Raw genomic sequence first — 20,931 nt, 5'->3', positions numbered from 1 at the left:
TCCAGGTGTACCGGGCGTGAGCGTTCCGTCTCAGAGGGTTGCCGGAAACCGGGACAAGGGAAGGCGCGGAGGAGTATCTTGCTCGCCTGGCATATGCCAGAGCTTTACGCAGGGTCGATGGTGCCCTTGCCCTCGGCACCCCTCATCAGGTCCCGGCCGAACTCCACCATCTTCTTGGCGTAGTCCTCGGTCCACTCCGCCCGCTCCGCGATGTCCGCCGGTGTCAGCCGGTCGAACCGCCGCGGATCCGCCAGCTGGGCCGCCGCGATCGCCTGGAACTCCACGGCACGGTCCGTCGCCGCCCGGAAGGCGAGCGTCAGCTCCGTCGCCCGGTCCAGCAGCGCTCTGGGGTCGTCGATGGACTCCAGGTCGAAGAAGTGCTCCGGATCGGCGGCCGCCTGCGCGGGCTCGAAGAGCAGGGGCGCGGGGCGTAGCCGCGGTTCGTGCCGACGCGGCGTGGGCTCCGCCATGTCTTCTCCTCCTCGTACGGTGCCGATGACCCTCCTGCGGAGTGGGCCGTCGTCCATTGTCTCGCGGGGCCGCAAGTAGGCGGTAAAGGGCAGCTCAAGGGGCGGAAGGGAGGCCCGAGGGCGGTGGCGGCGAGCACGGCGGTTCGTCAAGGGCGCCGCCCCACCCGGTGCTCCGCCGGCCGCGTCGGCACCGCGTGATTGGCTTCCCAGCCGCCCGGGGCTGTAATCATCGGCCGCCCCCGGCGGAGGGGGTGCCTGTCGGGGCCGCGCTCGCAGCGCCCCATCAGGGCCGCCACTCCACCCGGTGCTCCGCCAGCCGCGCCAGCACCGCGTGGTTGGCCTCCCACCCGTCGGGAAACTTCACCACCGTCCCCAGCTGTACCGGTTCCGTCGACGGATAGTCGTCCAGCAGCTCGCCCACCCCGGCGCGGCAGACCACGATGCAGGCGTGCCGGTGGCGGGAGGCGAGGACGCAGAGGCGGCCGGTCTCCAGGTGGAAGGCGGTGGCGTCGGGGCGGCCGGACAGCGGGTGGAGGACGACCGTGACGTCGTACTCCCGACCCTGGAGCCGGTTCGCCGTGTCGACGGTCACCTCCGTGACGCCCAGCTCGGCCAGGGCCGCGCGGACCGCCGCCGCCTGGTCGCGGTGGGCGGTGCCCACGGCGATGCGGTCGGAGGTGAGGGGGGCCGGGTCCGGTCCGCGTTCCGAGGTCGCCGCGCCACCCCGGTCCAGCAGGCGGCGCACCACCGTCGCCACCGCCCGTACCGCCTCCGGGTCGGTGCGCGGGGTGTGCCGCGCGGGGAGCTCCAGCAGGCCCCAGCCCGACACCGCCGCCTCGTCGATCACCCGGTCCGGACCCGAACCGTCCGACGGGACCGCGAAGGCGAGGCTCCGGTCGCCGTGGTCCGTGCCGCTGCGGAAGGGCGTGAACGGGTAGAACGCGTCCGAGACGAGCTGGGCCGCCGAGGCGGGCAGCCGCCAGGACACCGGCAGGCGGTGCTGCGGGAGCTCCGGATTGTGGGCCAGCAGGGTCGTCACCGCCGACGCCGACGGGTCGTACGACAGCCCCGCCCACTGCTCGCTGCCCACGATCGCGAACGGGTCCAGCTGCCCCGGGTCGCCCACGAACAGCGCCCGCTCGAACAGACCGGCCACGGCCAGCAGCGAGTCCGAGCGCATCTGGTACGCCTCGTCGACGATCGCGTGCTGCCACGGCTCGTCGACCTTGACATGCGCCCACTTCGCGGCGGTGGACAGGGTGACCGGGAGCCCGGCCAGGTCCGCCGGCTTCGCCGACTTCCGTACGTTCGGCAGCTCGTCCAGCGCCTTGTCGTAGGCGTCGGCGTCACTGCTGTGCAGCCGGCCCACCGGCAGGTCCGGATTCTTCTCCGCGAGCCTCAGGACCAGGTCGTCGACCTGGGCGTTCGTCTGCGCCACGACCATCAGCGGGCGCCCCGCCTCGGCCAGTTCGAGGGCCGCGCGGACGACCAGCGTGGACTTGCCGGCCCCGGGCGGGGAGTCCACGACGACACCGCGCCGATCGCTGTGCAGGGTGTGGTGGAGGATCGCGTCGGTGGCCTGCGCGGCGGCCGCGCCGGGATCGAAGACCGTGGTCACAGGACGTCCTCCTCGGTCGGACGATCGGCGGCCTCCTGGACGGCCTCACCGGGCGGGCCGCCGTGCGTCCAGGGCGTGTCCTCCGGGTCGGGCAGCTTCGCGCCGCCCCGCTGCTCGTGCTCGAACAGGGTGAAGCAGAGCCGGTCGCCCTTCTCCGGCACGGAACCGGCCTCGGGCTCCTTGCCACGGCCCATCTTGTCCAGGACGCGCAGGACGAGCAGCGCCCCGTCGTCCTCGTGGCCGACGAACTCGGCCGACTGCGGCTTGCCGTTCAGGGAGCGGTACACCTTCGCGCGCTCCGCGAGGTGCGGCCGGTCGTCCGTGCGGACCGTGACCAGCGGGCGCGGGCTGGGGCGCTTGCCGTCGCTGTACACCATGACGACATCCGTGACCTCGCCCGCGAACGCCTCCCCGGACAGCCGCCGACCCGCCATCACCAACGGGTCGTCCAGGGCCTCCTGCGCCTCCAGGCGGGCCTGTTCGCGCTCGCGCGTGGCGAGCTTGTTGGCGGCGGTCACCGCGTCGTCGCGGCGCGGCTGCGGGGGCTCGCCGGCCAGGACACGGTCGCGGTGGCTGGTGAAGGACCAGCGGTCCCGGGTCCAGCGCTCCTGCACGCGCGTGCCCTCCGGCAGCGCCCGCAGCAGGTCGAGGCCGCGCCACACCGCGTCCCAGGTGGGGCGGGTCCGGCTCGCGACCAGCTCCCTGATCTCACGCTCGGCGCCGGTGAGTTCACCGAGCCGGTCGTCCGCCTCCAGACCGTCCTCGGCGGCCGCCAGGGCGGTCCGCGCGCGGTCGTAGCGCTCGATGGCGGGGGCGAGCAGCTTGTTGTCGAACGCCGGGTCGGTGGCCGGGCCGGCGGGCGGATGCAGCAGCTGGCCCTTCGCGTCCCGGCCGAGCTCCGCCTCCAGGGCGGCCTCGGCGCCGGTCGCGCCCTCGGGGGGATCGATCCAGGCGAGCAGCGCGCCGAGGTGCTGGTCCTCCAGGGTGGACTGGCCGGTCGCCCAGTGCCGGGACAGGACCTCCGTCGTGGCGAGCAGCAGGGAGGAGCCGGGGACGCGGGCCCGCTCCCCGAAGTGGGTCAGCCACCGGCCCAGCAACGGCACGCGCGGCGGCGCGGGGTGCGGGGCCTCCGGGTCCTGCTCGGCCGTACGCCGAAAGCGCATGGAGCGGCCCAGCAGCCGTACGAAGTCGATGCCCGCGCGGCTCGGCACGATCAGCTGCGGGGCGTCCGCGCACAGCTCGACCTCGACCTTGACCCGCTTGCCGGTCTCCGGATCGGTCTCGTTGCGCTCGGCGGCCTCGACGTCCTCGGCGTACGTGTCCACGTACGGCAGCACGACGTCCGCCAGCTCGGCCAGGAACTGGAACCTGAGATCGCGGTCGCGCGGCTGCGGTACGACCAGCAGGCGCGGGGCGTCCCGGTCGGTGCCGACGAGCGCGCCGAGCGGGGCACCGGCCTCACCGGCGGTGGTGAGCGGTACGAAGACCAGGGGGCGGTCGGCGAGGTGGCGATGCCGGACCGTGGCGGCGGGCTGGGCGCGGCCGGTGCTGACGGCCTCCAGACGGGCGAGGGTGGCGATCAGTGACATGCCGGTGCCTCCGTGCCCGTCGCCGACAGCGCCTCGGCCCGCAGTTCCGCGGCTCTGCGCAGGGCCGCCACCACCGGGTCCCGCGGGTCGCCCGCCGTGCCGTGGGCCGCCGCCAGGACGTCCGCCACGGTGGTCAGCCCGCCGAGCTCGGCGCGGACGGACCGGCCCAGGGAGGTCACCGCGCCGGTCTCGCGGGAGCGGCCTCGGCAGTGGAAGGCCAGCTCGCAGGCGGCCAGGCACTCGGGCGCGTAGGTCGCCGGGACCGACTCGACGGCCGCCGTGAGCTCCTCGGCGGGCCGGGCGGGGTCGAAGCAGGTGCCCTCGGGGAGGGTGTCGGCGATGTCCTGGATCCGGGTGAGACGGGCCAGCTGGCGGTCGGTCACCGCGCGCTGCTTGCGGATGTCGACGGCGGACGCGGTGGGCAGGTTGGAGAAGTCCTTGGGGCAGACCAGGAGCACCCGGTGGCGGACCTCGGGCGCCGGGTCGAGACGCGCGGCGACCTGCTCCAGCGCCAGTACGTACACCGCCGCCTGCCGGGCGGCCGCGCCGACCTTCGCCGGGTCCGCGGAACCGTCCAGCATCGGGAAGGACTTGATCTCCACGACCGTCCAGCCGCCGTCCGGGTGCACCACCACCGCGTCCGGCTCCAGGAAGGCGGGGGAGCCCGCGACGTCCAGCGCGAGCATGGGGTGGTCGAGCAGCGTCCACGCGCCGGCCGCCTCGGTGGCCTCGCGCAGCGCCAGCGCCGTACGCGCGGTGCGCCCCTCGGGGCCGATCGCGGTCAGCTCGGGCACGCGCGCGTCGACGGGCGGTTCGGCGGCCGGGTCCAGCCGCTCGTGGACCAGCCGCAGCAGCTCCGCGCCGCCGTCCGCCTTGACCTTCGCCTCGAAGGCGTTGCCCCGGGTGAGCGCGAACTGCGACTGCCCGAACGCCGACGGCGAGCCGAGCGCGCCCGCCAGCGCCGCCTTGTTCACCCCGGCGCCGTCGAGGATCGCGCGCCGTCTGCAACCCGGGTTGGCGGCCAGGGCGGCCAGGGCGCGGGCATCCAGCGCCTTGGCCGGTACGTCGGGACCGCGCAGCTCAGCGAGCTGTTGCCGGAGCGCCGTCCCCCGCGTCCGTGGGAGAGGCACTCGGCTCGGCTCCGGCTCCGAGGAGTGACTCGCGCTGCCGTGGAATTCGCTCACCCGCGGAAGTCTGGCATCCGGCACTGACAATTGAGGCCTGAGTGCCGGGAGTGCTCGCCGCGGCAGGCGTGAGGACCACTGCCGCGCGCGCCTTGAACCGGTCCGCGCCGCGCATCACCAGCGGCGCCAGCAGCAGGCCGACACCCATGACGGCGGCGCCCGCGACCGCGTCGAGGAAGTAGTGGTTGGCGGTGCCCATCACCACGATCGTGGTGATCAGCGGGTAGGCGACACCGGCGGCCTTCGCCATACGCGTTCCGCCGTAGCGCCAGAGCATGACGCCGCACCACAGGGCCCAGCCCACATGCAGGCTCGGCATGGCCGCGTACTGGTTCGTCATGCCGCCCATGCCCCGGGGCGCGCTCGCCTCGCCGCCCCACCAGCCGTACGAGCTGTACTGGGCCATCGTGTCGACGAAGCCGTAGCTCTCCGACAGCAGCCGCGGCGGGCAGGTCGGCAGCAGGGTGAAGCCGATCAGGCCGATGAACGTCGAGGTCATCAGCCAGGTGCGGGCGGCGCGGTAGCGCACCGTGCGAGACCGGAAGAGCCAGATCAGGATCGCCGGGGTGACCACGTAGTGCAGTGACGCGTACCAGAAGTCGGCCGGTACGCCGATCCAGGCCTGGCTGGTGAACAGGCGGTTGAGCGGGTGCTCCGCGTTGATGTGGAGGAACTTCTCCACCTTCAGGATCGCCAGACCGTGGTCGACGGCGTGCGTGACGTCGCCCCGCGCGAGGAGCCGGCCCGCCGAGTAGCAGGCGTACACCAGGACGAGCAGCGGCAGCTCTGTCCACCAGCGCAGGCGGGTTCGCGAGGCAGCCTCGATGCCTGGTGTCTCGGCGTGCGGCATCCGATCGCCTCCCCCTTCTGGTCGCGGCGTCCGGTTGCCCGGTCTTACCACTTTACGGTGTATGTGTTTTGGCCCTGTCGAGGGGCCTCGGCCCTCTAGGACGCAGAGATCGCCCGGCGGGTTGCCCCCGCACAGGGTGCGGGATGATGGGGGTGGCCCGCCCGTGTTTTTCCCTGAAAGGTTCCTCATCCCATGGCACCGCGCATCCTGCTGGCCCGGCACGGACAGACCGAGTGGTCGCTGGCCGGGAAACACACCGGCAGGACCGATGTGCCCCTCCTGGAGGAGGGCCGCCGTGGTGCGAAGCTCCTCGGGGAGCGTCTGCACCGGGCGCCACTCGACGGTCTAGCTGGTGTCGAGGTGCGCACCAGCCCACTGTCACGCGCGCGTGAGACGTGCGAACTCGCCGGGTTCGGCGAGCGCGCGACCGACTGGGACACGCTCATGGAGTGGGACTACGGCGCGTACGAGGGTATGACGCCGGACGACATCCAGGCCATTCGACCCGGCTGGCTCATCTGGCGCGACGGTGTCCCCGAGGGCGAGAGCCTCGCCGAGGTGACGGCCCGCGCGGACGAGGTGGTCGCCTGGGCCCGCGCGGCGGACCGGGACGTCCTGGTCTTCGCGCACGGGCACATCCTGCGCTCCATCGGGGCACGTTGGCTGGGCCTGCCGCTGGACTTCGCCGCCCGCATCCGCCTGAACCCCACCTCGCTGTCGGTGCTGGGCTGGGCCTACGGGGAGCCGGCCGTCGAGAGCTGGAACGACCTGGGACATCTGGTCGGCTAAGCAGGCTGGGCGAAGTCGACTACGGTTCGGCAATGCGCTCAAGGGGCGCGGGGCTGTGACATATGCGGCTCCGCCGCGTGGGCGCGACCAGCCACAACGGCACCGCAGCCGAACGACGGCACCACGCGGCACTTCCAGCGGAGCGCTTAGGCGGATCTGGGCAGACCCGCGTGCCGTTCCAGGAACGTGGAGACCCCGGAGGCCCGCCGGTGCGGCAGCAGCACCCGGGCCGTCCCCGCCAGCATCGACTGGACCCGGGACGACTGGACCTGGCCCAGCAGATCCAGCACCCGCATCCCCGCCGTCGCGGCCTCGTCGGGGCGCCCGCCGCGCGCGAGGTCGTCCGCCAGCTCGGCCGTGTACAGGGCGATGTTCCGGGTGAAGTGCGGATCCTGGAGCTGCGCCGCCCGGCGCGCGTGCCGTGCCGCGCGCGGCCAGTCGCCCAGGGACGACCAGCACTGCGCCTCCAGGCCCTCCAGCTCGGCCTCGCCGTAGAAGCTCATCCACTCGGGGTCGGCGTCCGACGGGCCCCGTTCGTAGAGGGCCTGGGCGCGGGCCAGTGCCTGTTCGCAGCCGGTGCGGTCGGCGAGTCCGGCCCAGCCGCCCGCCTCGCGCAGCGCGAGCAGCGACATCAGCCGGTCGGAGCCGAGGACGCGCCCGACCCGCTGCGCGGCCTGCGCGGCGCGCAACGCCTCCCGCGGACGTCCCGCGTCGCGCGCGAGGAACGCCGTGTTGCAGAAGGCGTGCGACTCCAGGGCGGGGTCGCCGGTCATCCGGGCGGTCGCGAGCGCCTCCGCGTAGTGCGAGCGCGCGTCGTCGTAGCGGCCCGAGTCGTGCGCGAGCCAGCCCACCGAGATGGCGAGTTCACCCGCGCCCGAGTGCAGCCGGTCGGCGGTGGTCTGCCGGGTCGCACCGGCGTCCAGCAGCGCGTACGCGGCGCGCAACGGGGCCGCCGCGCGCCGGTACAGCCCGTCCGCGCCGTGCCGGTCGTCCAGCACCCGGATCCTGCGGACCGCTTCTTCCAGGGCGTCCGCCTCGCCCGCCCCGACCCTGCGCACGGGGCGTTGTGCCGCCGTGGCGTCGAAGGCGAGCCCGATGGGGCTCAGTGAGGCGGCGGCCACCGTGGCGCCCCCGCCGGTCATGAATGCGCGACGCAGCACGTCGCTCTCCTCGTTGTCGTACGTCTCGTAGGGGTCCTGCGTGTCATACGGCTCGTACGCCCCCCACGTCTCACCCGTGGCGTGCACGGGTCTCGCGCCGGGTGCCGGGGGCGCGACCTCGGTGGCGCGCGCTCCGCGTCCGCGTACGGACGAGCGGGGCGCGAACCCCAGGTCGGTGAGCGTGCGGCCGGGGAACATGTGCAGGAACACCCGCTCGTACGCGTAGTTGGGGCAGCGGATCTCGCCCGCCTCGACCCGGCCCACATAGCGCGCGTCGCAGCTGACCCGCTCGCCGATCTCGCGGGCGGCCCGTCGTACCGCCGCGGCGAACTCGGCCGGGGAGCGCTGTCCGCGCAACTCCCGGAACGCGAGGTTCGGCCGTGGCGGCCTGGGGGACTGGGACGAGGTCATCGTTGACGACGCCATGGCCGGGTCCTCTCGTGCGAACCGTCGAACCATGCCGGATTCGGGGTGAGTTGTACGTGTGACACCCTTTTTCCAGCGGGCAAGAACGTACCCGCTGTGACGGACCCGCCACGCGGGGTTTGGCTACAAACCGGATATCTCATCCTGGATCTGCCATGAACTGCCATCCTTTGCGGCTGACTTGTGCCGTAGCCGTTGACGCCGTCGCGCGTTGAACCACACAGGACCGGGAGCCGCCCGTCTCCCGACCCGCTCGTTACGAGGAGGGGTTCCGTGGTGGAGGCCGGGATGGAGACCAGTCAGAGCATCGAGGTGTGTCTGCCGCTGACGGAGTGCAGCGAGCCACCGACCCCGGAGGCCGGGTGCGACCTCGTCACGGTGCCGACCCGGCAGGGGCTGGAGGCGGTCGACATCCTGCGGCGCGGCGGATCAGGGGACGCGGTGGGCCCCGTACTGCACGACGACGGGGGCGACACCCTCGGCTTCGTGGTCCCGCCGGGCACCGCGGCGGCGTGGGACGTCCCGGGCAGCACCTGTACGGAGACCGACGGGCGGGGGCTGCGACTGAACCCCGAGCCGCCCGTGGCGGGCTCCGACTGGCTGCTGCCCCCCGGAGAGGCGGAGCTCGCGACGGACCCGGCGGTGCTGCGCGCGGCGCTGGGGGAGGCGGCCCGGTTGATCGAGGCGGCCGACAACTGCCGCTGACGCCCTCCCGGCGGCGCCGCCCTCCGCCCCTTGCGACAATGGGCCCATGGGAAAGTCCAGGAGCGGCCGGCGCGGCCAAGCGGTCGTCGAAGCCGTCGTGGAGGCCGTCGACGGCGGTCTCGCCGAGCTCATACCCGACCGGGAACGCGCGCGTGCCTGGACGCTGCTCATCGACGGGGCACCGCAGTCGCACGTCGACCTGGACGACCCGGCGCACCTCGCCTTCGAGTACCAGCGGCGCCTCGGGCACGTCATCGACCTCGTCGCCCCGCCCGGCAAGCCCGTCCACGCCGTACACCTCGGCGGCGGCGCCTTCACCCTCGCGCGGTACGTCGCCGCCACCCGCCCCCGCTCCACCCAGCAGGTCGTCGAGCGCGACGAGGCTCTCGTCCGACTGGTCCGCCGCGAGCTGCCGTTGGACCCCGGCGCCCGGATCAGGGTGCGCTCCACGGACGCCCGCGAAGGGCTCGCCAAGGTGCCCGACGGCTGGGCCGACCTCGTCATCGCGGACGTCTTCAGCGGAGCCCGCACCCCCGCCCATCTGACCTCGACGGAGTTCCTCGACGAGGTCCGCCGAGCCCTCAAGCCCGCCGCCGTCTACGCCGCCAACCTCGCAGACGGCCCCCCGCTCGCCCATCTGCGCGGCCAGATCGCGACAGCCGCCGCCCGCTTCGAGCACCTGGCCCTCATCGCCGACCCCACGGTCCTGCGCGGCAAACGCTTCGGCAACGCGGTCCTGGTCGCCTCCGACGCCCCGCTCCCCGTCCCCGAACTCACCCGCCGAGCCGCCTCCGACCCCCACCCGGGCCGCGTCGAACACGGCAAGCCCCTCACCGACTTCACGGGAGGCGCGGCACCGGTGACGGACACGGCGGCGGTCGCCTCCCCGGCACCCCCGCCCTCGGTGTTCCGCTAGTACGTCCCGACTAGTAGGTCCCGACCTCCACCCGGGGCGCGCTGTCGTGCCATGTGCAGAACACCGACACCCGGTCCGCGCCCGAGGCGAACTCCACCCGGATCCACGTCTCCGTCTTCCACACCTGCATCGACCAGCCCGCGGCCGGCGTCGCCGACACCAGCGTCGCGGAGGCCTCGCCGAGGTCGAACACCGCGCGCCCACCCTCGGTGTCGTAGCTCCTGACCTGGCCCGACGGGGTGGGAGAAGGGGAGGCGTCGGGCGTCCTCGACGGCGTCGGCGCCGGGGACGGTTTCCGCGCCGGGCCCTGTGACGGGCTCTTCGACGGGGTCGGCCGGGCCGTGGACGAGGCCAGCGGCTTGGACTCCTGCGTCGTCGCGTCCGCCGCCGTGATCGGCAGGGCGCGCGGAGGGTCGTAGGCCGTGCCCGCCATCACCGTGTGGACACCCCACCACGACAGCGTGACCGCCGCGCCCGTGGCGAGCGACCAAGCCAGTACGTGTATGAGTCCTCTGCGCATCGCGGGCCATACTGCCTCACCCGTCCCACCCGTTGTCCACAGATCCGAGTTGTCCACAGGCACCGGATGGGGCTGACCCGCATGGCGTACGGTGCGGCGCATGGCAAGTGTGCTCGTGGTCGAGGACGACCAGTTCGTACGCTCGGCGCTCATCCGGCATCTCACCGACGCCGCGCACATCGTGCGCAGTGTCGGTACGGCACTGGAGGCGCTGCGCGAGGTCGCCCATCACCGTTTCGACGTGGTCATCCTCGACCTCGGCCTGCCCGACCTGGACGGCTCCGAGGCGCTGAAGATGCTGCGCGGCATCACCGACGTCCCTGTGATCATCGCCACCGCACGGGACGACGAGACGGAGATCGTCCGACTGCTCAACGCGGGCGCGGACGACTACCTGACCAAGCCGTTCTCCGTCGAGCACCTCTCCGCGCGGATGGCCGCGGTCCTGCGACGGTCCCGGGCCGGCGGCGGCGAGGCACCGCCCGAGTCCGTGATCCGCGTCGGCGGCCTCACCGTCGACCCGCTGCGCCGCCAGGCCGAACTGGACGGCGTCCGCCTCGACCTCACCCGCCGCGAGTTCGACCTGCTCGCCTTCCTCGCCGGCCGCCCCGGTGTCGTCGTCCCCCGCAAGGAACTCCTCGCCGAGGTGTGGCAGCAGACCTACGGCGACGACCAGACCATCGACGTCCATCTGTCCTGGCTGCGAAGGAAGTTGGGCGAGACCGCCGCGCGGCCGCGGTATCTGCACACCCTGCGGGGCGTCGGGGTGAAGCTGGAGCCACCCGGTGGGGAGCCGCTGCGATGAGGTGGGCACTCGTCAAGGTCTGTCTGGCGGTCACCACCATGGTCGTGGTCGCCTTCGCGATCCCGCTCGGACTCGTCATCAAGGAGATGGCCCGGGACCGCGCCTTCTCCAACGCCGAGCGGGAGGCCGCGGCCGTGGCCCCCGCCCTGTCCATCACCACCGACCGGGACCAGCTGGAGCGGGTCGTCGCCTCCGCCGGTTCGGAGGCGGAGATGGCCGTGCACATACCGGCGGCCGCCGGCGCCAAGGCCGTCGACATCGGGCGGCAGCGGGCCGCCGACGGTGACATCGCGACCGTCCGGAAACTGGGCCGCGCCTCCACCAGCGAGGTGGGCGGCGGCTCCACCCTGCTCCAGCCGGTCGCGCTGAGCTCCGGAGAGATCGCGGTCGTCGAGGTGTACGTCCCCGAGTCCGAGGTGAGCAACGGCGTCGCCACGGCGTGGGCGGTGCTCGCCGGGGTCGGCCTCGCGCTGATCGTCGGCTCGGTCGCGGTCGCCGACCGGCTGGGCGTACGGATGGTGCAGCCCGCGCAGCGACTCGTCGAGGGCGCGCACGAACTGGGAGAGGGGAAGCTGGGTTCGCGGGTGCCGGAGGAGGGGCCGACGGAACTGCGGCTGGCGGCGGTCGCGTTCAACTCCATGGCCGACCAGGTCGTACAACTGCTGGCGAACGAGCGGGAGTTGGCGGCCGACCTGTCCCATCGGCTCCGTACACCGCTGACCGTGCTGCGGCTCAACGCGGCCTCGCTCGGGGACGGGCCCGCCGCCGAGCAGACCCGGGCCGCGGTGGCCCAGCTGGAGCGCGAGGTCGACACCATCATCCGTACGGCGCGGGAGGCCAAGCCGCAGACCGCGGCCGCCGGGCCAGGCGCCGGGTGCGATGCCGCCGAGGTGGTGCGGGAGCGGATGGCGTTCTGGTCGGCGCTCGCCGAGGACGAGGGCCGCAAGGTGCGGGTGGCCGGCGTGGAGCGGCCGGTGCGCATACCCGTGGCCCGCGCCGACCTCGCGGCAGCCCTCGACGCCCTGCTCGGCAACGTCTTCCGGCACACCCCGGAGGGCACCGCCTTCGCGGTGGACGTGCACAACGGGGAGGACGCGGTGATCGTGCTGGTCTCCGACGCGGGGTCCGGCATACGCGACCCCGAGGCGGCGATGGCCCGGGGGCGCGGGTCGGGCAGCGCGGGCTCGACCGGGCTTGGCTTGGACATCGTGCGGCGGCTCGCGGAGGAGACCGGCGGCGATGTGCGGATCGGTTCGTCGGTGCTGGGCGGCACCGAGGTGCGGATCTGGATCCAGCTGGACGGGCGGGCGCCCGAGCGCCGGGGGCACCGGGTGCGCAGACGCCGTACCGGCAGATTGGTCTCGACCTTTAACCGTCCCCGATCCCATCCTTAAGCGCGCCCTAAGATCTCCAACCCCCGTCCTGAACAGGTCATTTGCCCGATTCGGGCTCGCTAGCGTGCTGCCGCACCCCACCCCCGAACCACGAAGGCAGGCACGCGATGAGCACGCACCGGCGCAAGGTCAGCGGCAGAAACAAGGTGATCGCCGGGGCCGTCGCCGCGGCCGTGGTCGGCGGTGGCGCGATCCTCCTCACCGGCACCGCCCAGGCGGCCGGCATCGGGGCGGCGTACACGAAGACCAGTGACTGGTCGACGGGTTACACCGCCCAGTACGTCGTGACGAACAACAGCGGCGGGACGGACGCCGACTGGAAGCTGGAGTTCGACCTGCCCTCGGGCGCGAGGCTGAGCTCCCTGTGGAACGCCGAGTCGGCCGTCAGCGGGCGGCACGTCACCGTGACGCCCCCGAAGTGGGACACCGACGGCCTCGCCGCCGGCGAGTCGGTCACCGTCGGCTTCGTCGTCAACGGCACCGGCGACCCGAGCGGCTGTCTCGTGGACGGCGCCGAGTGCTCCGCGGACGACACGGCCACCCCCGAACCGACCGGCCGCCCCACGCAGACGGCGACCCCGACAGCCACCCCCACCCCCACCGCCTCCCCGTCCGCGACCAGCAGCACCGGCACCGGCACGACCACGAGCGCCGGCTTCGCGCCCTACGTCGACACCTCCCTCTACCCGGCCTTCGACCTGGTCGCCACCGCGGCGGCCACCGGCGTGAAGGACTACAACCTCGCCTTCATCACCGACGGCGGCGGCTGCACCCCGAAGTGGGGCGGCGTGACCGACCTCGCGAGCGACGCCGTGGCCGCCCAGATCGGCGCGCTGCGCGCCAAGGGCGGCGATGTCCGGGTGTCGTTCGGGGGCGCGGCGGGCTCGGAGCTGGCGACGACCTGCTCGTCGGCGACCGCGCTGGCGGCGGCGTACGAGAAGGCCGTGGCCGCCTACGACCTCACCAAGGTCGACTTCGACGTCGAGGGCGGCGCGCTCCCCGACACCGCGGCCAACACCCGCCGCGCCCAGGCGATAGCCAAGCTCCAGCAGGCCCACCCGGACCTGGACGTCTCCTTCACCCTCCCGGTGATGCCGGAGGGCCTGACGCAGGCCGGCGTGGACCTCCTGTCGAACGCGAAGCAGAACAACGTCGACATCGCCACCGTCAACATCATGGCGATGGACTACGGCCCGGCGTACAGCGGCGACATGGGCACCTACGCCGAACAGGCCGCCACCGCCACCCAGGCCCAGGTCAAGAGCGTCCTCGGGCTCTCCGACAGCGCCGCCTGGAAGGCCGTCGCGTTGACCCCCATGATCGGCGTCAACGACGTCACCACCGAGATCTTCAAGGTCGAGGACGCCACCCAGCTGGTGAACTTCGCCAAGTCCAAGGGCCTCGGCTGGCTGTCGATGTGGTCGGGCACCCGTGACAAGCAGTGCGCCGGCGGCGCCAAGAACCACGCCGACGCCACGTGCAGCTCCATCCTCCAGAGCGAGCATGCCTTCTCGAAGGCCTTCGCGGCCTACAACTGACGGCCTACAACTGACCGCCCACAACTGACGGCCGGCAGACAACGCCCCCCACGGGCCGGGGCGCGGCATCCCCCTCGGATGCCGCGCCCCTCTCCCCCGTCCTGTGACGGTCCGGGCCCCCGTCAGACCTCCGGTACCGGAGGCAGCGTGCCGGTGCGGGCCGCCTGGCCGTACCAGAGGGCGCTCGACTTCGGCGTACGCGCGAGGGTGGAGTAGTCGACGTAGACCGCGCCGAAGCGCTTCTCGTAGCCGTACGCCCACTCGAAGTTGTCCATCAGGGACCACAGGTAGTAGCCGCGGACGTCCGCGCCGTCCGAGACCGCGCGGCGGACCGCGGCGAGGTGGCCGTGGAGGTAGGAGATGCGCTCGGGGTCGTGGACCTTGCCGTCGGGGTCGGGCTTGTCGTCGTAGGCGGCGCCGTTCTCGGTGATGTAGAGGGGCAGGCCCGGGGCCTCGCGCGTGTAGCGCATGATCAGGTCGTGCAGACCGGTCGGGTCGATCGTCCACCCCATCTCCGTGCGCTCGCCCGGAGTCTGATGGAACGTCACGTCGTCCGCGGCCGGCCACGGGGAGAAGTCGCTCGCGCCGTGACCGTCCGCGCGCGGACCGGCGAGGTCGTTGTCCGCGGCCGAGACCAGCGCAGGCGTGTAGTAGTTGAGGCCCAGCGCGTCCAGCGGCTGGTTGATCGCCCGCAGGTCGCCGTCCTGGACGTAGGACCAGTCGGTGAGCAGCTCCGTCGCCGCGAACAGCGAGTCCGGGTAGGCGCCGTGCAGGATCGGGCCGTGGAAGACCCCGTTGGCCAGGTCGTCGATCTTCCGGGCCGCGGCCAGGTCCGCCGGGTCCTGCGTAAGGGGGCGCACCACCGAGGAGTTGAGGCTCAGCGCGATCGAGTTGCGGGCCGGCATCACCGAGCGCAGGGCCGAAGCGCTCAGCCCGTGGGCCAGGTTCAGGTGATGCGCCGCCTTCAGCGAGGCCGCCGGGTCCGTACGACCGGGCGCGTGCACGCCCGACGCGTACCCCAGGAACGCGCTGCACCAGGGCTCGTTGAGGGTGATCCACTGCTCCACCCGGTCGCCGAGCGCCTCGCCGACGATCTGCGCGTACTCCGCGAACCGGTACGCCGTGTCACGCTCCGGCCAGCCGCCCGCGTCCTCCAGCTCCTGCGGCAGGTCCCAGTGGTAGAGGGTGACGGCCGGCTTGATGCCCTTGTCGAGCAGCTCGTCCACCAGCCGGCGGTAGAAGTCCAGACCGACCTGGACCGCCGGGCCCCGGCCCGTCGGCTGCACCCGGGACCAGGAGATCGAGAAGCGGTACGCGTTCAGGCCGAGGTCCGCCATCATCGCCACGTCGTCGCGGTAGCGGTGGTAGTGGTCGACAGCGATGTCACCGTGCTCGCCGCCCGCGGTCTTGCCGGGCGTATGACTGAAGGTGTCCCAGATCGAGGGCGTACGGCCGCCCTCCCGCACCGCCCCTTCGATCTGGTACGCCGAGGTCGCGGCGCCCCAGAGGAAGGCGGGGGGAAAGGTCACCGGGGTCGCCGGCGTTGCGGGTTCAGGCATGGAAGCGCTCCCATTGGAGGTCGTGGAGACCGACGGGTAGATGGGGGGAGGGAAAGGGGCCGAGGCGGCGGTGACCCGGCCCCTGGGAAGAAAGGGGATCAGCCCTTGACAGCGCCCTGCATGATGCCGCCGACGATCTGCTTGCCGAAGATCGCGAAGACGATGAGCAGCGGCAGCGTGCCGAGCAGCGCGCCGGCCATGATCAGGGACTGGTCGGGCGTGTAGCCGCTGCCCAGACCCGCGACCGCGACCTGCACGGTCGGATTGCCGTGCTGGGTGAGCACCAGGAACGGCCACAGGAAGTCGTTCCAGGTCTGCACGAACATCAGCATGCCGAGCACGGCCATCGCGGGCCGGGCGGCCGGGAACACCACGTGCCAGATCACCCGCCAGCTGCTCGCGCCGTCGACCCGGGCCGCCTCGATGATCTCGTCGGGCAGCGCCTGGAGCAGGTACTGCCGCATGAAGAACACACCGAACGCGCTGACCAGCGAGGGCAGGATCACCGCCTGGAGCTGGTCGGCCCAGTTGAGCTCGGCGACCAGCATGTACAGCGGGATCACGCTCAGCTGCGGCGGCACCATCATCGTGCCGATCACGATCAGCATCATGGCGTTGCGGCCCTTGAACCGCAGCTTGGCGAAGGCGAACCCGGCGATCGTCGACAGGAAGACGATGGTGATCGACGAAACCCCCGCCACGAACGTGGTGTTGACGAACGCCTCGCCCAGGTTGGCGTCGGTCCAGGCGAGTTCGAGCTTGTCGAAGAGTCCTGAACCGAACCAGAACGGTGGTGGGTTCTGCGCGAGCCGCTGGTTGTCGCGGGAAGCGGCGATCGCTGTCCACACCAGCGGGAACAGCGAGACGAGCGTGAACAGGACCAGGATCAGATACGCGATCGGGCCGCCGTGCAGGGTGCCGCCCGCCCTGGCGGCCTTGGGACGCCGTACCCGCTTGGCCTTCTGCGGGGGCGTGTCGGTGGGCGGAGTCAGTGTCGTCGTCACGGCCGGTTCTCCTAACTACTGGCGCGCAGCCGGCGCGAGATGACGTAGTTGACGATCCCGATGACGATGAGGATCAGGAACATCGTCCAGGCGATCGCGGAGGCACGGCCCAGGTGCTGGTTGACCCAGCCCTGCTCGTACAGATACAGGCCGAGCGTCTGGAACTGGTGCTGGGCTCCGCCTGAGGGCCCCTTGCCGAACAGCAGTGGCTCGCCGAAGAGTTGGGAGGCACCGATGGTGGAGACGACCACCGTGAACAGGATCGTCGGCCGCAGCGCGGGCAGCGTCACATGGAGGAACTGCTTCCAGCGGCTGGCCCCGTCCAGGGCCGCGGACTCGTACAGGTCCTGCGGGATCGCCTGCATCGCCGCCAGGTAGATCAGCGCGTTGTATCCGGTCCACCGCCAGATGACGATGCTGGAGACCGCGATCTGCGAGGCCCACTTGTCGTTCTGCCAGTCGATGTTGTCTATGCCGACCTGGTTCAACATCCAGTTGATCATGCCGTAGTCACGGCCGAAGAGCAGGACGAAGACGAGCGAGGCGGCGGCGATCGACGTTGCGTACGGGGCGAGCATCGCGACCCGGTAGAAGGTCGAGGCACGCAGCTTGTAGTTGAGGATGTGCGCGAGGCCCATCGCCATCAGCAGCTGCGGCACCGTCGAGATGATCCCGATGGTCAGCGTGTTCTTCGCCGCGTTCCAGAAGAAGTCGTCGTCGAAGATCCGCGTGTAGTTCTTGAAGCCCACCCAGTTCATGTCGGTGGGCGCGGTCAGCTCCACCTGGTGCAGCGAGGCCCAGCCGGTGTAGATCAGCGGGAACAGGCCGAACGCCAGGAACAGCAGGAAGAACGGCGAGACGAAGGCGTACGGGCTCCAGCGCATGTCGCGCTGCCAGCGCCGTGACAGCCGGGCCCGGCGGCGCTCGTCGTCGGAGCGCCCAGCGGGCGGGCGGGCCGGGGCCGCGCCCCCCTCCTTGGCGGGGGGCGCGGCGGCGGTTTCGTGCCCAGTGGTCATACGGGTCACTGGTCCAGGTTGTTGTCGATGGTCTTCACGGCGTTGTTCCAGGCGTCCTTGGCGGACTTGCCCTGGGTCACCAGGACGACGCCGTTGTCGGTCAGGCCCTGCTGGATGATCTGGTCCTTCGGGCCGATCGTCTGCACGGGGATGTTCTTGGCGGCCTCGGCGAAGATCGTGCCGATGGGCGCGTCACCGGTCATGTCGTTCTTGGCGCTCTTCACCTCGGTCGAGTCGTACGCGGCCGGGGTGCTCGGGAAGCTGCCCTGGACGCCGAAGAGCTTGGCCTGCTGCGCCGGCGCGGTCAGCCAGGCGGCCAGCTTCGCGGCCTCCTCGGTGTTCTTGCCGGACTTGGGCACGGTCAGGAAGGACCCGCCCCAGTTGCCGGACTTCGGCGCCTGGGCGATGTCCCACTTGCCGGCCGACTCGGGCTTCGACTTGCCCTTGATGTAGCCGAGCATCCACGGCGGGCAGGACATCGCCGCGAACTTGCTGTTGGCGATGGTCGTGTCCCAGGCGGGCTGGAACTGCGTCTGGTTGCCGATCAGCCCGTCCTCGGCGGCCTGGGCCGTGAGGTCGAAGGCGTTCTTGACGGCCGGGTTCGTCTTGTAGATGACCTCGCCGGAAGCGTCGTAGAACCGCTCCTTCTCACCGCTGACGATCGCCTGGAGCAGACCGCCGGGGGAGTCCAGGAAGGTGGTGCCCTTGGGGCCCTTCGCCTTGTACTGCTTGCCGACGTCGACCAGCTTGTTCCAGTCGCCGGCCCACAGCTTGCCGACCTCCTCGCGGTCGGTGGGCAGACCGGCCGCCTTGAACAGGTCCGTGCGGTAGCAGATGGCCATCGGGCCGATGTCGGTGCCGACGCCGATGGTCGCGCCGTCCTTGGTGGTGGCCTGCTCCCACTTCCACTCGAGGTAGTCGCTCTTCTTGCCGTACTTCGACAGGTCGAGCAGCTTGTCCGACTGGGTCCCGACGATCTCGGCGATGTTGCCGACCTCGACCATCTGGATGTCCTGGAGACCACTGTTGGTGGTGAGGTGGTTGATCAGCGCGGGGTAGTAGTTCTCGTTGCGCTCCACGACGGTCTGCTGGATGTCGATGTCCGGGTGGAGCTTCTCGTACTCCTTGTACAGGCCGGACTCCTCGAAGCCGGCGGTGCCGAAGAGGCCGAGCGTGATCTTGGTCTTGCCGCCGCCGCCCCCGGACGACGATCCTCCCTCGTCGTCCTTACCGTCGTCGGCACAGCCGGCCAGCAGCCCGGCGCCCAGCGACGCTACGGCCGCGAGGACCACCACCCTGCGACGGGCGGTTCGGGTACGTGCTCGCATTGAGTCCTCCTGTTGCCCTGACGTGCCGACCCCCCGGCCAACTGCATTGTTGGGCCCGTTAGTTCTCGCGGCGGCTCGGGCGGGGAACGTGCGGGATGTGTATGTGTCAGGTACTGTGGGAGCGCTCCCACCAGTGATGAGTTGAAGACTCGCCGGTCTGGGCGGGGGTGTCAAGGGAGTCGGCACGGAGATATGTCTTCGGTTATCGGCCTGTTAACTAACTCGGACGTCGAACACCGGCCGACCACTTTCAGCCTGTCCGGTCGGTGCGCGCAAGGCCACCGAGTCGCCGGCGGAGGTCCGCAGGTGGCCGCCCCCGGGGGCGCTCGGGGGTTCGACGGGGCTGTTAGATTCCAGGCCAGCGTGATGACGACGGTGGAGGGCGGAGCCAATGGCAAGCCACGGAGCGCGGGGCCGGAGCGGTGGCCGGCCGACCCTCGAAGAGGTGGCCGCGCGTGCCGGAGTCGGCCGCGGCACGGTCTCCCGGGTGATCAACGGCTCGCCGCGGGTCAGTGACGCGACCCGTGCGGCGGTGGAGGCGGCGGTCACGGAGCTCGGCTACGTCCCGAACACGGCGGCGCGGGCCCTGGCGGCGAACCGCACGGACGCGATCGCGCTCGTCGTCCCCGAGCCGGAGACCCGGTTCTTCGCGGAGCCGTACTTCTCGGACATGCTGAAGGGCGTGGCGGCCGAGCTGTCCGAGACGGAGATGCAGCTGCTGCTGATTTTCGCGGGCAACGACCGTGAAAGGCGGCGCCTGGCCCAGTACTTGGCGGCGCACCGGGTGGACGGTGTCCTGCTGGTCTCGGTGCACGCCGACGACCCGCTGCCGGACCTGCTCTCCCAGCTGGAGATACCGGCGGTCATCAGCGGCCCGCGCTCGGCGGGGGAGACGCTGCCCTCGGTGGACTCGGACAACTACGGCGGTGCCCGCCAGGCGGTGGAGCATCTGCTGTCCCGTGGTCGCACCCGCATAGCGCACATCACCGGTCGCCTCGACGTGTACGGTGCCCAGCGCCGTATCGACGGTTACCGGGACGCACTGCGCGAGGCGGGCGTGGCGGTGGACGAGGCGCTGATCGAGGCCGGCGACTTCACGGAGGAGGGCGGCACCCGGGCGATGGCGAGGCTGCTCGCCCGCGCCCCCGACGTGGACGCGGTCTTCGCCGCCTCCGACGTCACGGCGGCCGGCGCCCGCCAGGCGCTCCGCGAGGCGGGCCGCCGCATCCCCGACGACGTCGCCCTCGTCGGCTACGACGACTCCGCGATCGCCCGCCACATGGAGCCACCGCTCACCAGCGTCCGCCAGCCCATCGCCGAAATGGGCCGCCACATGATCGACCTCCTCCTCACCGAGATCGCGGACCGCCGCCCGGCCGCGTCCCGCGAACTGGAACGCCGACAGGTGGTACTGGCCACGGAGTTGGTGGAGCGAGCGTCGTCGTGAGGCGGGATCGGCGGCACTACGGGGGCGAACTTGTCACCCCGGGCCCGTAGTTGGCGGCGGCCTCACGCGTTCAGTGACAGGCGCCAGACCGTCTCGCCGTCGTGTTCCTCTTCGGTCGGGGTCAGGCCTGCTGCTGTTGCCACGGTGGCGGAGGCCGTGTGGTCGGGGTGGATGTGGGCGACGATCGTGCGGACGTAGTGGCGGACCAGCCAGGTGACCAGGCTCCGGGCCGCCTCGGAGGCGAGGCCGCGGCCCTGCCAGGGGGTGCCGATGATCCAGGCGATCTCCGCCTCGTGGCGGCCGGTGATTGTGGCCTGGACGGTGCCGATCAGAGCCCCGTCGGCGTGGCTGCGCAGAACCCAGTTGAGCCAGGTGACGTTCGGGTGCGGGGAACCGGTGACCAGGCGTTCGTAGCGCGCCGTCAGTTCCTCGACCGTCAGGGGCGCGCCGCCGATGAACGTGTGCAGGGCCGGATCGGAGAGCACGGCGGACATCTCCTCGGCGTGGTCCACACGCAGGGGGAGGAGGTCGAGGCGGGCGGTGCGAATGGGTTCGGCGTGCACGCGGGCTCCCGGGGGACAAATGAATCAGCCGGTGACCTCTGTACCGAGGT

The 20,931-nt window shown here is 71.9% G+C and carries 19 protein-coding genes; 7 read left to right on the top strand and 12 right to left on the bottom strand.

What is annotated here, in order from left to right:
- Positions 1-104: 104 nt before the first annotated feature.
- The 5 genes from ABKA17_RS36840 to ABKA17_RS36820 all read right to left on the bottom strand — a co-directional run bounded on the left by ABKA17_RS36840 (position 105) and on the right by ABKA17_RS36820 (position 5,900).
- Positions 105-470 carry a DUF8844 domain-containing protein gene (locus ABKA17_RS36840; protein WP_353696726.1) on the bottom strand — a complete coding sequence of 122 codons (366 nt, stop codon included), beginning with the start codon at positions 468-470 and terminating at the stop codon, positions 105-107.
- A 283-nt stretch (positions 471-753) separates the two neighbouring features.
- A complete protein-coding gene (locus ABKA17_RS36835) occupies positions 754-2,088 on the bottom strand; it encodes an AAA domain-containing protein (protein ID WP_353696725.1) in 1,335 nt (444 codons plus the stop codon).
- The gene (locus ABKA17_RS36830; RefSeq protein ID WP_353696724.1) at positions 2,085-3,677 is read right to left on the bottom strand and encodes an amino acid adenylation domain-containing protein; all 1,593 of its coding nucleotides are present in this window, start codon (positions 3,675-3,677) and stop codon (positions 2,085-2,087) included. The genes ABKA17_RS36835 and ABKA17_RS36830 overlap by 4 nt, the downstream gene beginning before the upstream one ends.
- Positions 3,668-4,807, bottom strand: coding sequence for a hypothetical protein (locus ABKA17_RS36825; protein WP_353696723.1), 1,140 nt, complete (start codon positions 4,805-4,807; stop codon positions 3,668-3,670). The genes ABKA17_RS36830 and ABKA17_RS36825 overlap by 10 nt, the downstream gene beginning before the upstream one ends.
- A complete protein-coding gene (locus ABKA17_RS36820; protein ID WP_502994497.1) occupies positions 4,758-5,900 on the bottom strand; it encodes a phosphatase PAP2 family protein in 1,143 nt (380 codons plus the stop codon). The genes ABKA17_RS36825 and ABKA17_RS36820 overlap by 50 nt, the downstream gene beginning before the upstream one ends.
- A 3-nt stretch (positions 5,901-5,903) precedes the next feature.
- Here ABKA17_RS36820 and ABKA17_RS36815 point away from each other — a divergent pair, with 3 nt between their 5' ends.
- Positions 5,904-6,500 (top strand): histidine phosphatase family protein, encoded by a 597-nt coding sequence (locus ABKA17_RS36815; RefSeq protein WP_353696721.1) that lies wholly within the window; start codon positions 5,904-5,906, stop codon positions 6,498-6,500.
- Between the two features lie 146 nt (positions 6,501-6,646).
- On the opposite strand, the gene ABKA17_RS36810 is transcribed toward ABKA17_RS36815, so the two are convergent.
- Positions 6,647-8,086 (bottom strand): NsdA family TPR-like regulatory protein, encoded by a 1,440-nt coding sequence (locus ABKA17_RS36810; RefSeq protein WP_353696720.1) that lies wholly within the window; start codon positions 8,084-8,086, stop codon positions 6,647-6,649.
- Between the two features lie 288 nt (positions 8,087-8,374).
- Between ABKA17_RS36810 and ABKA17_RS36805 the strand changes: the two genes are divergently transcribed.
- A complete protein-coding gene (locus ABKA17_RS36805; RefSeq protein WP_353696719.1) occupies positions 8,375-8,791 on the top strand; it encodes a hypothetical protein in 417 nt (138 codons plus the stop codon).
- Positions 8,792-8,837: 46 nt separating this feature from the next.
- Positions 8,838-9,707, top strand: a complete 870-nt coding sequence (locus ABKA17_RS36800; protein WP_353696718.1) for a spermidine synthase — start codon at positions 8,838-8,840, stop codon at positions 9,705-9,707.
- A gap of 10 nt (positions 9,708-9,717) precedes the next feature.
- On the opposite strand, the gene ABKA17_RS36795 is transcribed toward ABKA17_RS36800, so the two are convergent.
- Positions 9,718-10,227, bottom strand: coding sequence for a hypothetical protein (locus ABKA17_RS36795; RefSeq protein WP_353696717.1), 510 nt, complete (start codon positions 10,225-10,227; stop codon positions 9,718-9,720).
- A 100-nt stretch (positions 10,228-10,327) separates the two neighbouring features.
- On the opposite strand from ABKA17_RS36795, the gene ABKA17_RS36790 reads away from it, so the two are divergent.
- From ABKA17_RS36790 to ABKA17_RS36780, 3 genes are all read left to right on the top strand, one after another.
- Positions 10,328-11,032, top strand: a complete 705-nt coding sequence (locus ABKA17_RS36790) for a response regulator transcription factor (protein ID WP_353696716.1) — start codon at positions 10,328-10,330, stop codon at positions 11,030-11,032.
- Complete coding sequence (locus tag ABKA17_RS36785) at positions 11,029-12,426, top strand: sensor histidine kinase (protein ID WP_353696715.1); 1,398 nt, start codon at positions 11,029-11,031, stop codon at positions 12,424-12,426. The genes ABKA17_RS36790 and ABKA17_RS36785 overlap by 4 nt, the downstream gene beginning before the upstream one ends.
- Before the next feature lie 107 nt (positions 12,427-12,533).
- Positions 12,534-13,964 (top strand): glycoside hydrolase family 18 protein, encoded by a 1,431-nt coding sequence (locus ABKA17_RS36780; protein WP_353696714.1) that lies wholly within the window; start codon positions 12,534-12,536, stop codon positions 13,962-13,964.
- A 122-nt stretch (positions 13,965-14,086) separates the two neighbouring features.
- On the opposite strand, the gene ABKA17_RS36775 is transcribed toward ABKA17_RS36780, so the two are convergent.
- The 4 genes from ABKA17_RS36775 to ABKA17_RS36760 form a co-directional block, all read right to left on the bottom strand.
- On the bottom strand, positions 14,087-15,523 hold the full coding sequence (locus tag ABKA17_RS36775) for a GH1 family beta-glucosidase (RefSeq protein ID WP_353696713.1): 1,437 nt from the start codon (positions 15,521-15,523) through the stop codon (positions 14,087-14,089).
- 98 nt (positions 15,524-15,621) lie between these two features.
- Positions 15,622-16,527 (bottom strand): carbohydrate ABC transporter permease, encoded by a 906-nt coding sequence (locus tag ABKA17_RS36770; protein WP_353696712.1) that lies wholly within the window; start codon positions 16,525-16,527, stop codon positions 15,622-15,624.
- An 11-nt stretch (positions 16,528-16,538) separates the two neighbouring features.
- Positions 16,539-17,543, bottom strand: a complete 1,005-nt coding sequence (locus ABKA17_RS36765; RefSeq protein ID WP_353696711.1) for a carbohydrate ABC transporter permease — start codon at positions 17,541-17,543, stop codon at positions 16,539-16,541.
- Between the two features lie 5 nt (positions 17,544-17,548).
- Entirely contained in the window at positions 17,549-18,871 is a 1,323-nt protein-coding gene (locus ABKA17_RS36760) for an ABC transporter substrate-binding protein (protein ID WP_353696710.1), read from the bottom strand.
- A 391-nt stretch (positions 18,872-19,262) separates the two neighbouring features.
- Between ABKA17_RS36760 and ABKA17_RS36755 the strand changes: the two genes are divergently transcribed.
- Positions 19,263-20,318 carry a LacI family DNA-binding transcriptional regulator gene (locus ABKA17_RS36755; protein WP_353696709.1) on the top strand — a complete coding sequence of 352 codons (1,056 nt, stop codon included), beginning with the start codon at positions 19,263-19,265 and terminating at the stop codon, positions 20,316-20,318.
- Positions 20,319-20,380: 62 nt separating this feature from the next.
- On the opposite strand, the gene ABKA17_RS36750 is transcribed toward ABKA17_RS36755, so the two are convergent.
- On the bottom strand, positions 20,381-20,881 hold the full coding sequence (locus tag ABKA17_RS36750; RefSeq protein WP_353696708.1) for a GNAT family N-acetyltransferase: 501 nt from the start codon (positions 20,879-20,881) through the stop codon (positions 20,381-20,383).
- Positions 20,882-20,931: the final 50 nt, after the last annotated feature.

The organism is Streptomyces sp. RG80, assembly GCF_040446465.1.
Classification (GTDB): Bacteria; Actinomycetota; Actinomycetes; order Streptomycetales; family Streptomycetaceae; genus Streptomyces.
This window is presented reverse-complemented; position numbering and strand designations above follow the sequence as displayed.

Excerpts from the sequence above, each read along its gene's own strand:
- ABKA17_RS36840 (WP_353696726.1), bottom strand. The coding sequence starts at position 470 with ATGGCGGAGCCCACGCCGCGTCGGCACGAACCGCGGCTACGCCCCGCG.
- ABKA17_RS36830 (WP_353696724.1), bottom strand. The coding sequence starts at position 3,677 with ATGTCACTGATCGCCACCCTCGCCCGTCTGGAGGCCGTCAGCACCGGC.
- ABKA17_RS36820 (WP_502994497.1), bottom strand. The coding sequence starts at position 5,900 with ATGAGGAACCTTTCAGGGAAAAACACGGGCGGGCCACCCCCATCATCC.
- ABKA17_RS36815 (WP_353696721.1), top strand. The coding sequence starts at position 5,904 with ATGGCACCGCGCATCCTGCTGGCCCGGCACGGACAGACCGAGTGGTCG.
- ABKA17_RS36810 (WP_353696720.1), bottom strand. The coding sequence starts at position 8,086 with ATGGCGTCGTCAACGATGACCTCGTCCCAGTCCCCCAGGCCGCCACGG.
- ABKA17_RS36805 (WP_353696719.1), top strand. The coding sequence starts at position 8,375 with ATGGAGACCAGTCAGAGCATCGAGGTGTGTCTGCCGCTGACGGAGTGC.
- ABKA17_RS36800 (WP_353696718.1), top strand. The coding sequence starts at position 8,838 with ATGGGAAAGTCCAGGAGCGGCCGGCGCGGCCAAGCGGTCGTCGAAGCC.
- ABKA17_RS36795 (WP_353696717.1), bottom strand. The coding sequence starts at position 10,227 with ATGCGCAGAGGACTCATACACGTACTGGCTTGGTCGCTCGCCACGGGC.
- ABKA17_RS36790 (WP_353696716.1), top strand. The coding sequence starts at position 10,328 with ATGGCAAGTGTGCTCGTGGTCGAGGACGACCAGTTCGTACGCTCGGCG.
- ABKA17_RS36785 (WP_353696715.1), top strand. The coding sequence starts at position 11,029 with ATGAGGTGGGCACTCGTCAAGGTCTGTCTGGCGGTCACCACCATGGTC.
- ABKA17_RS36780 (WP_353696714.1), top strand. The coding sequence starts at position 12,534 with ATGAGCACGCACCGGCGCAAGGTCAGCGGCAGAAACAAGGTGATCGCC.
- ABKA17_RS36775 (WP_353696713.1), bottom strand. The coding sequence starts at position 15,523 with ATGCCTGAACCCGCAACGCCGGCGACCCCGGTGACCTTTCCCCCCGCC.
- ABKA17_RS36765 (WP_353696711.1), bottom strand. The coding sequence starts at position 17,543 with ATGACCACTGGGCACGAAACCGCCGCCGCGCCCCCCGCCAAGGAGGGG.
- ABKA17_RS36760 (WP_353696710.1), bottom strand. The coding sequence starts at position 18,871 with ATGCGAGCACGTACCCGAACCGCCCGTCGCAGGGTGGTGGTCCTCGCG.
- ABKA17_RS36755 (WP_353696709.1), top strand. The coding sequence starts at position 19,263 with ATGGCAAGCCACGGAGCGCGGGGCCGGAGCGGTGGCCGGCCGACCCTC.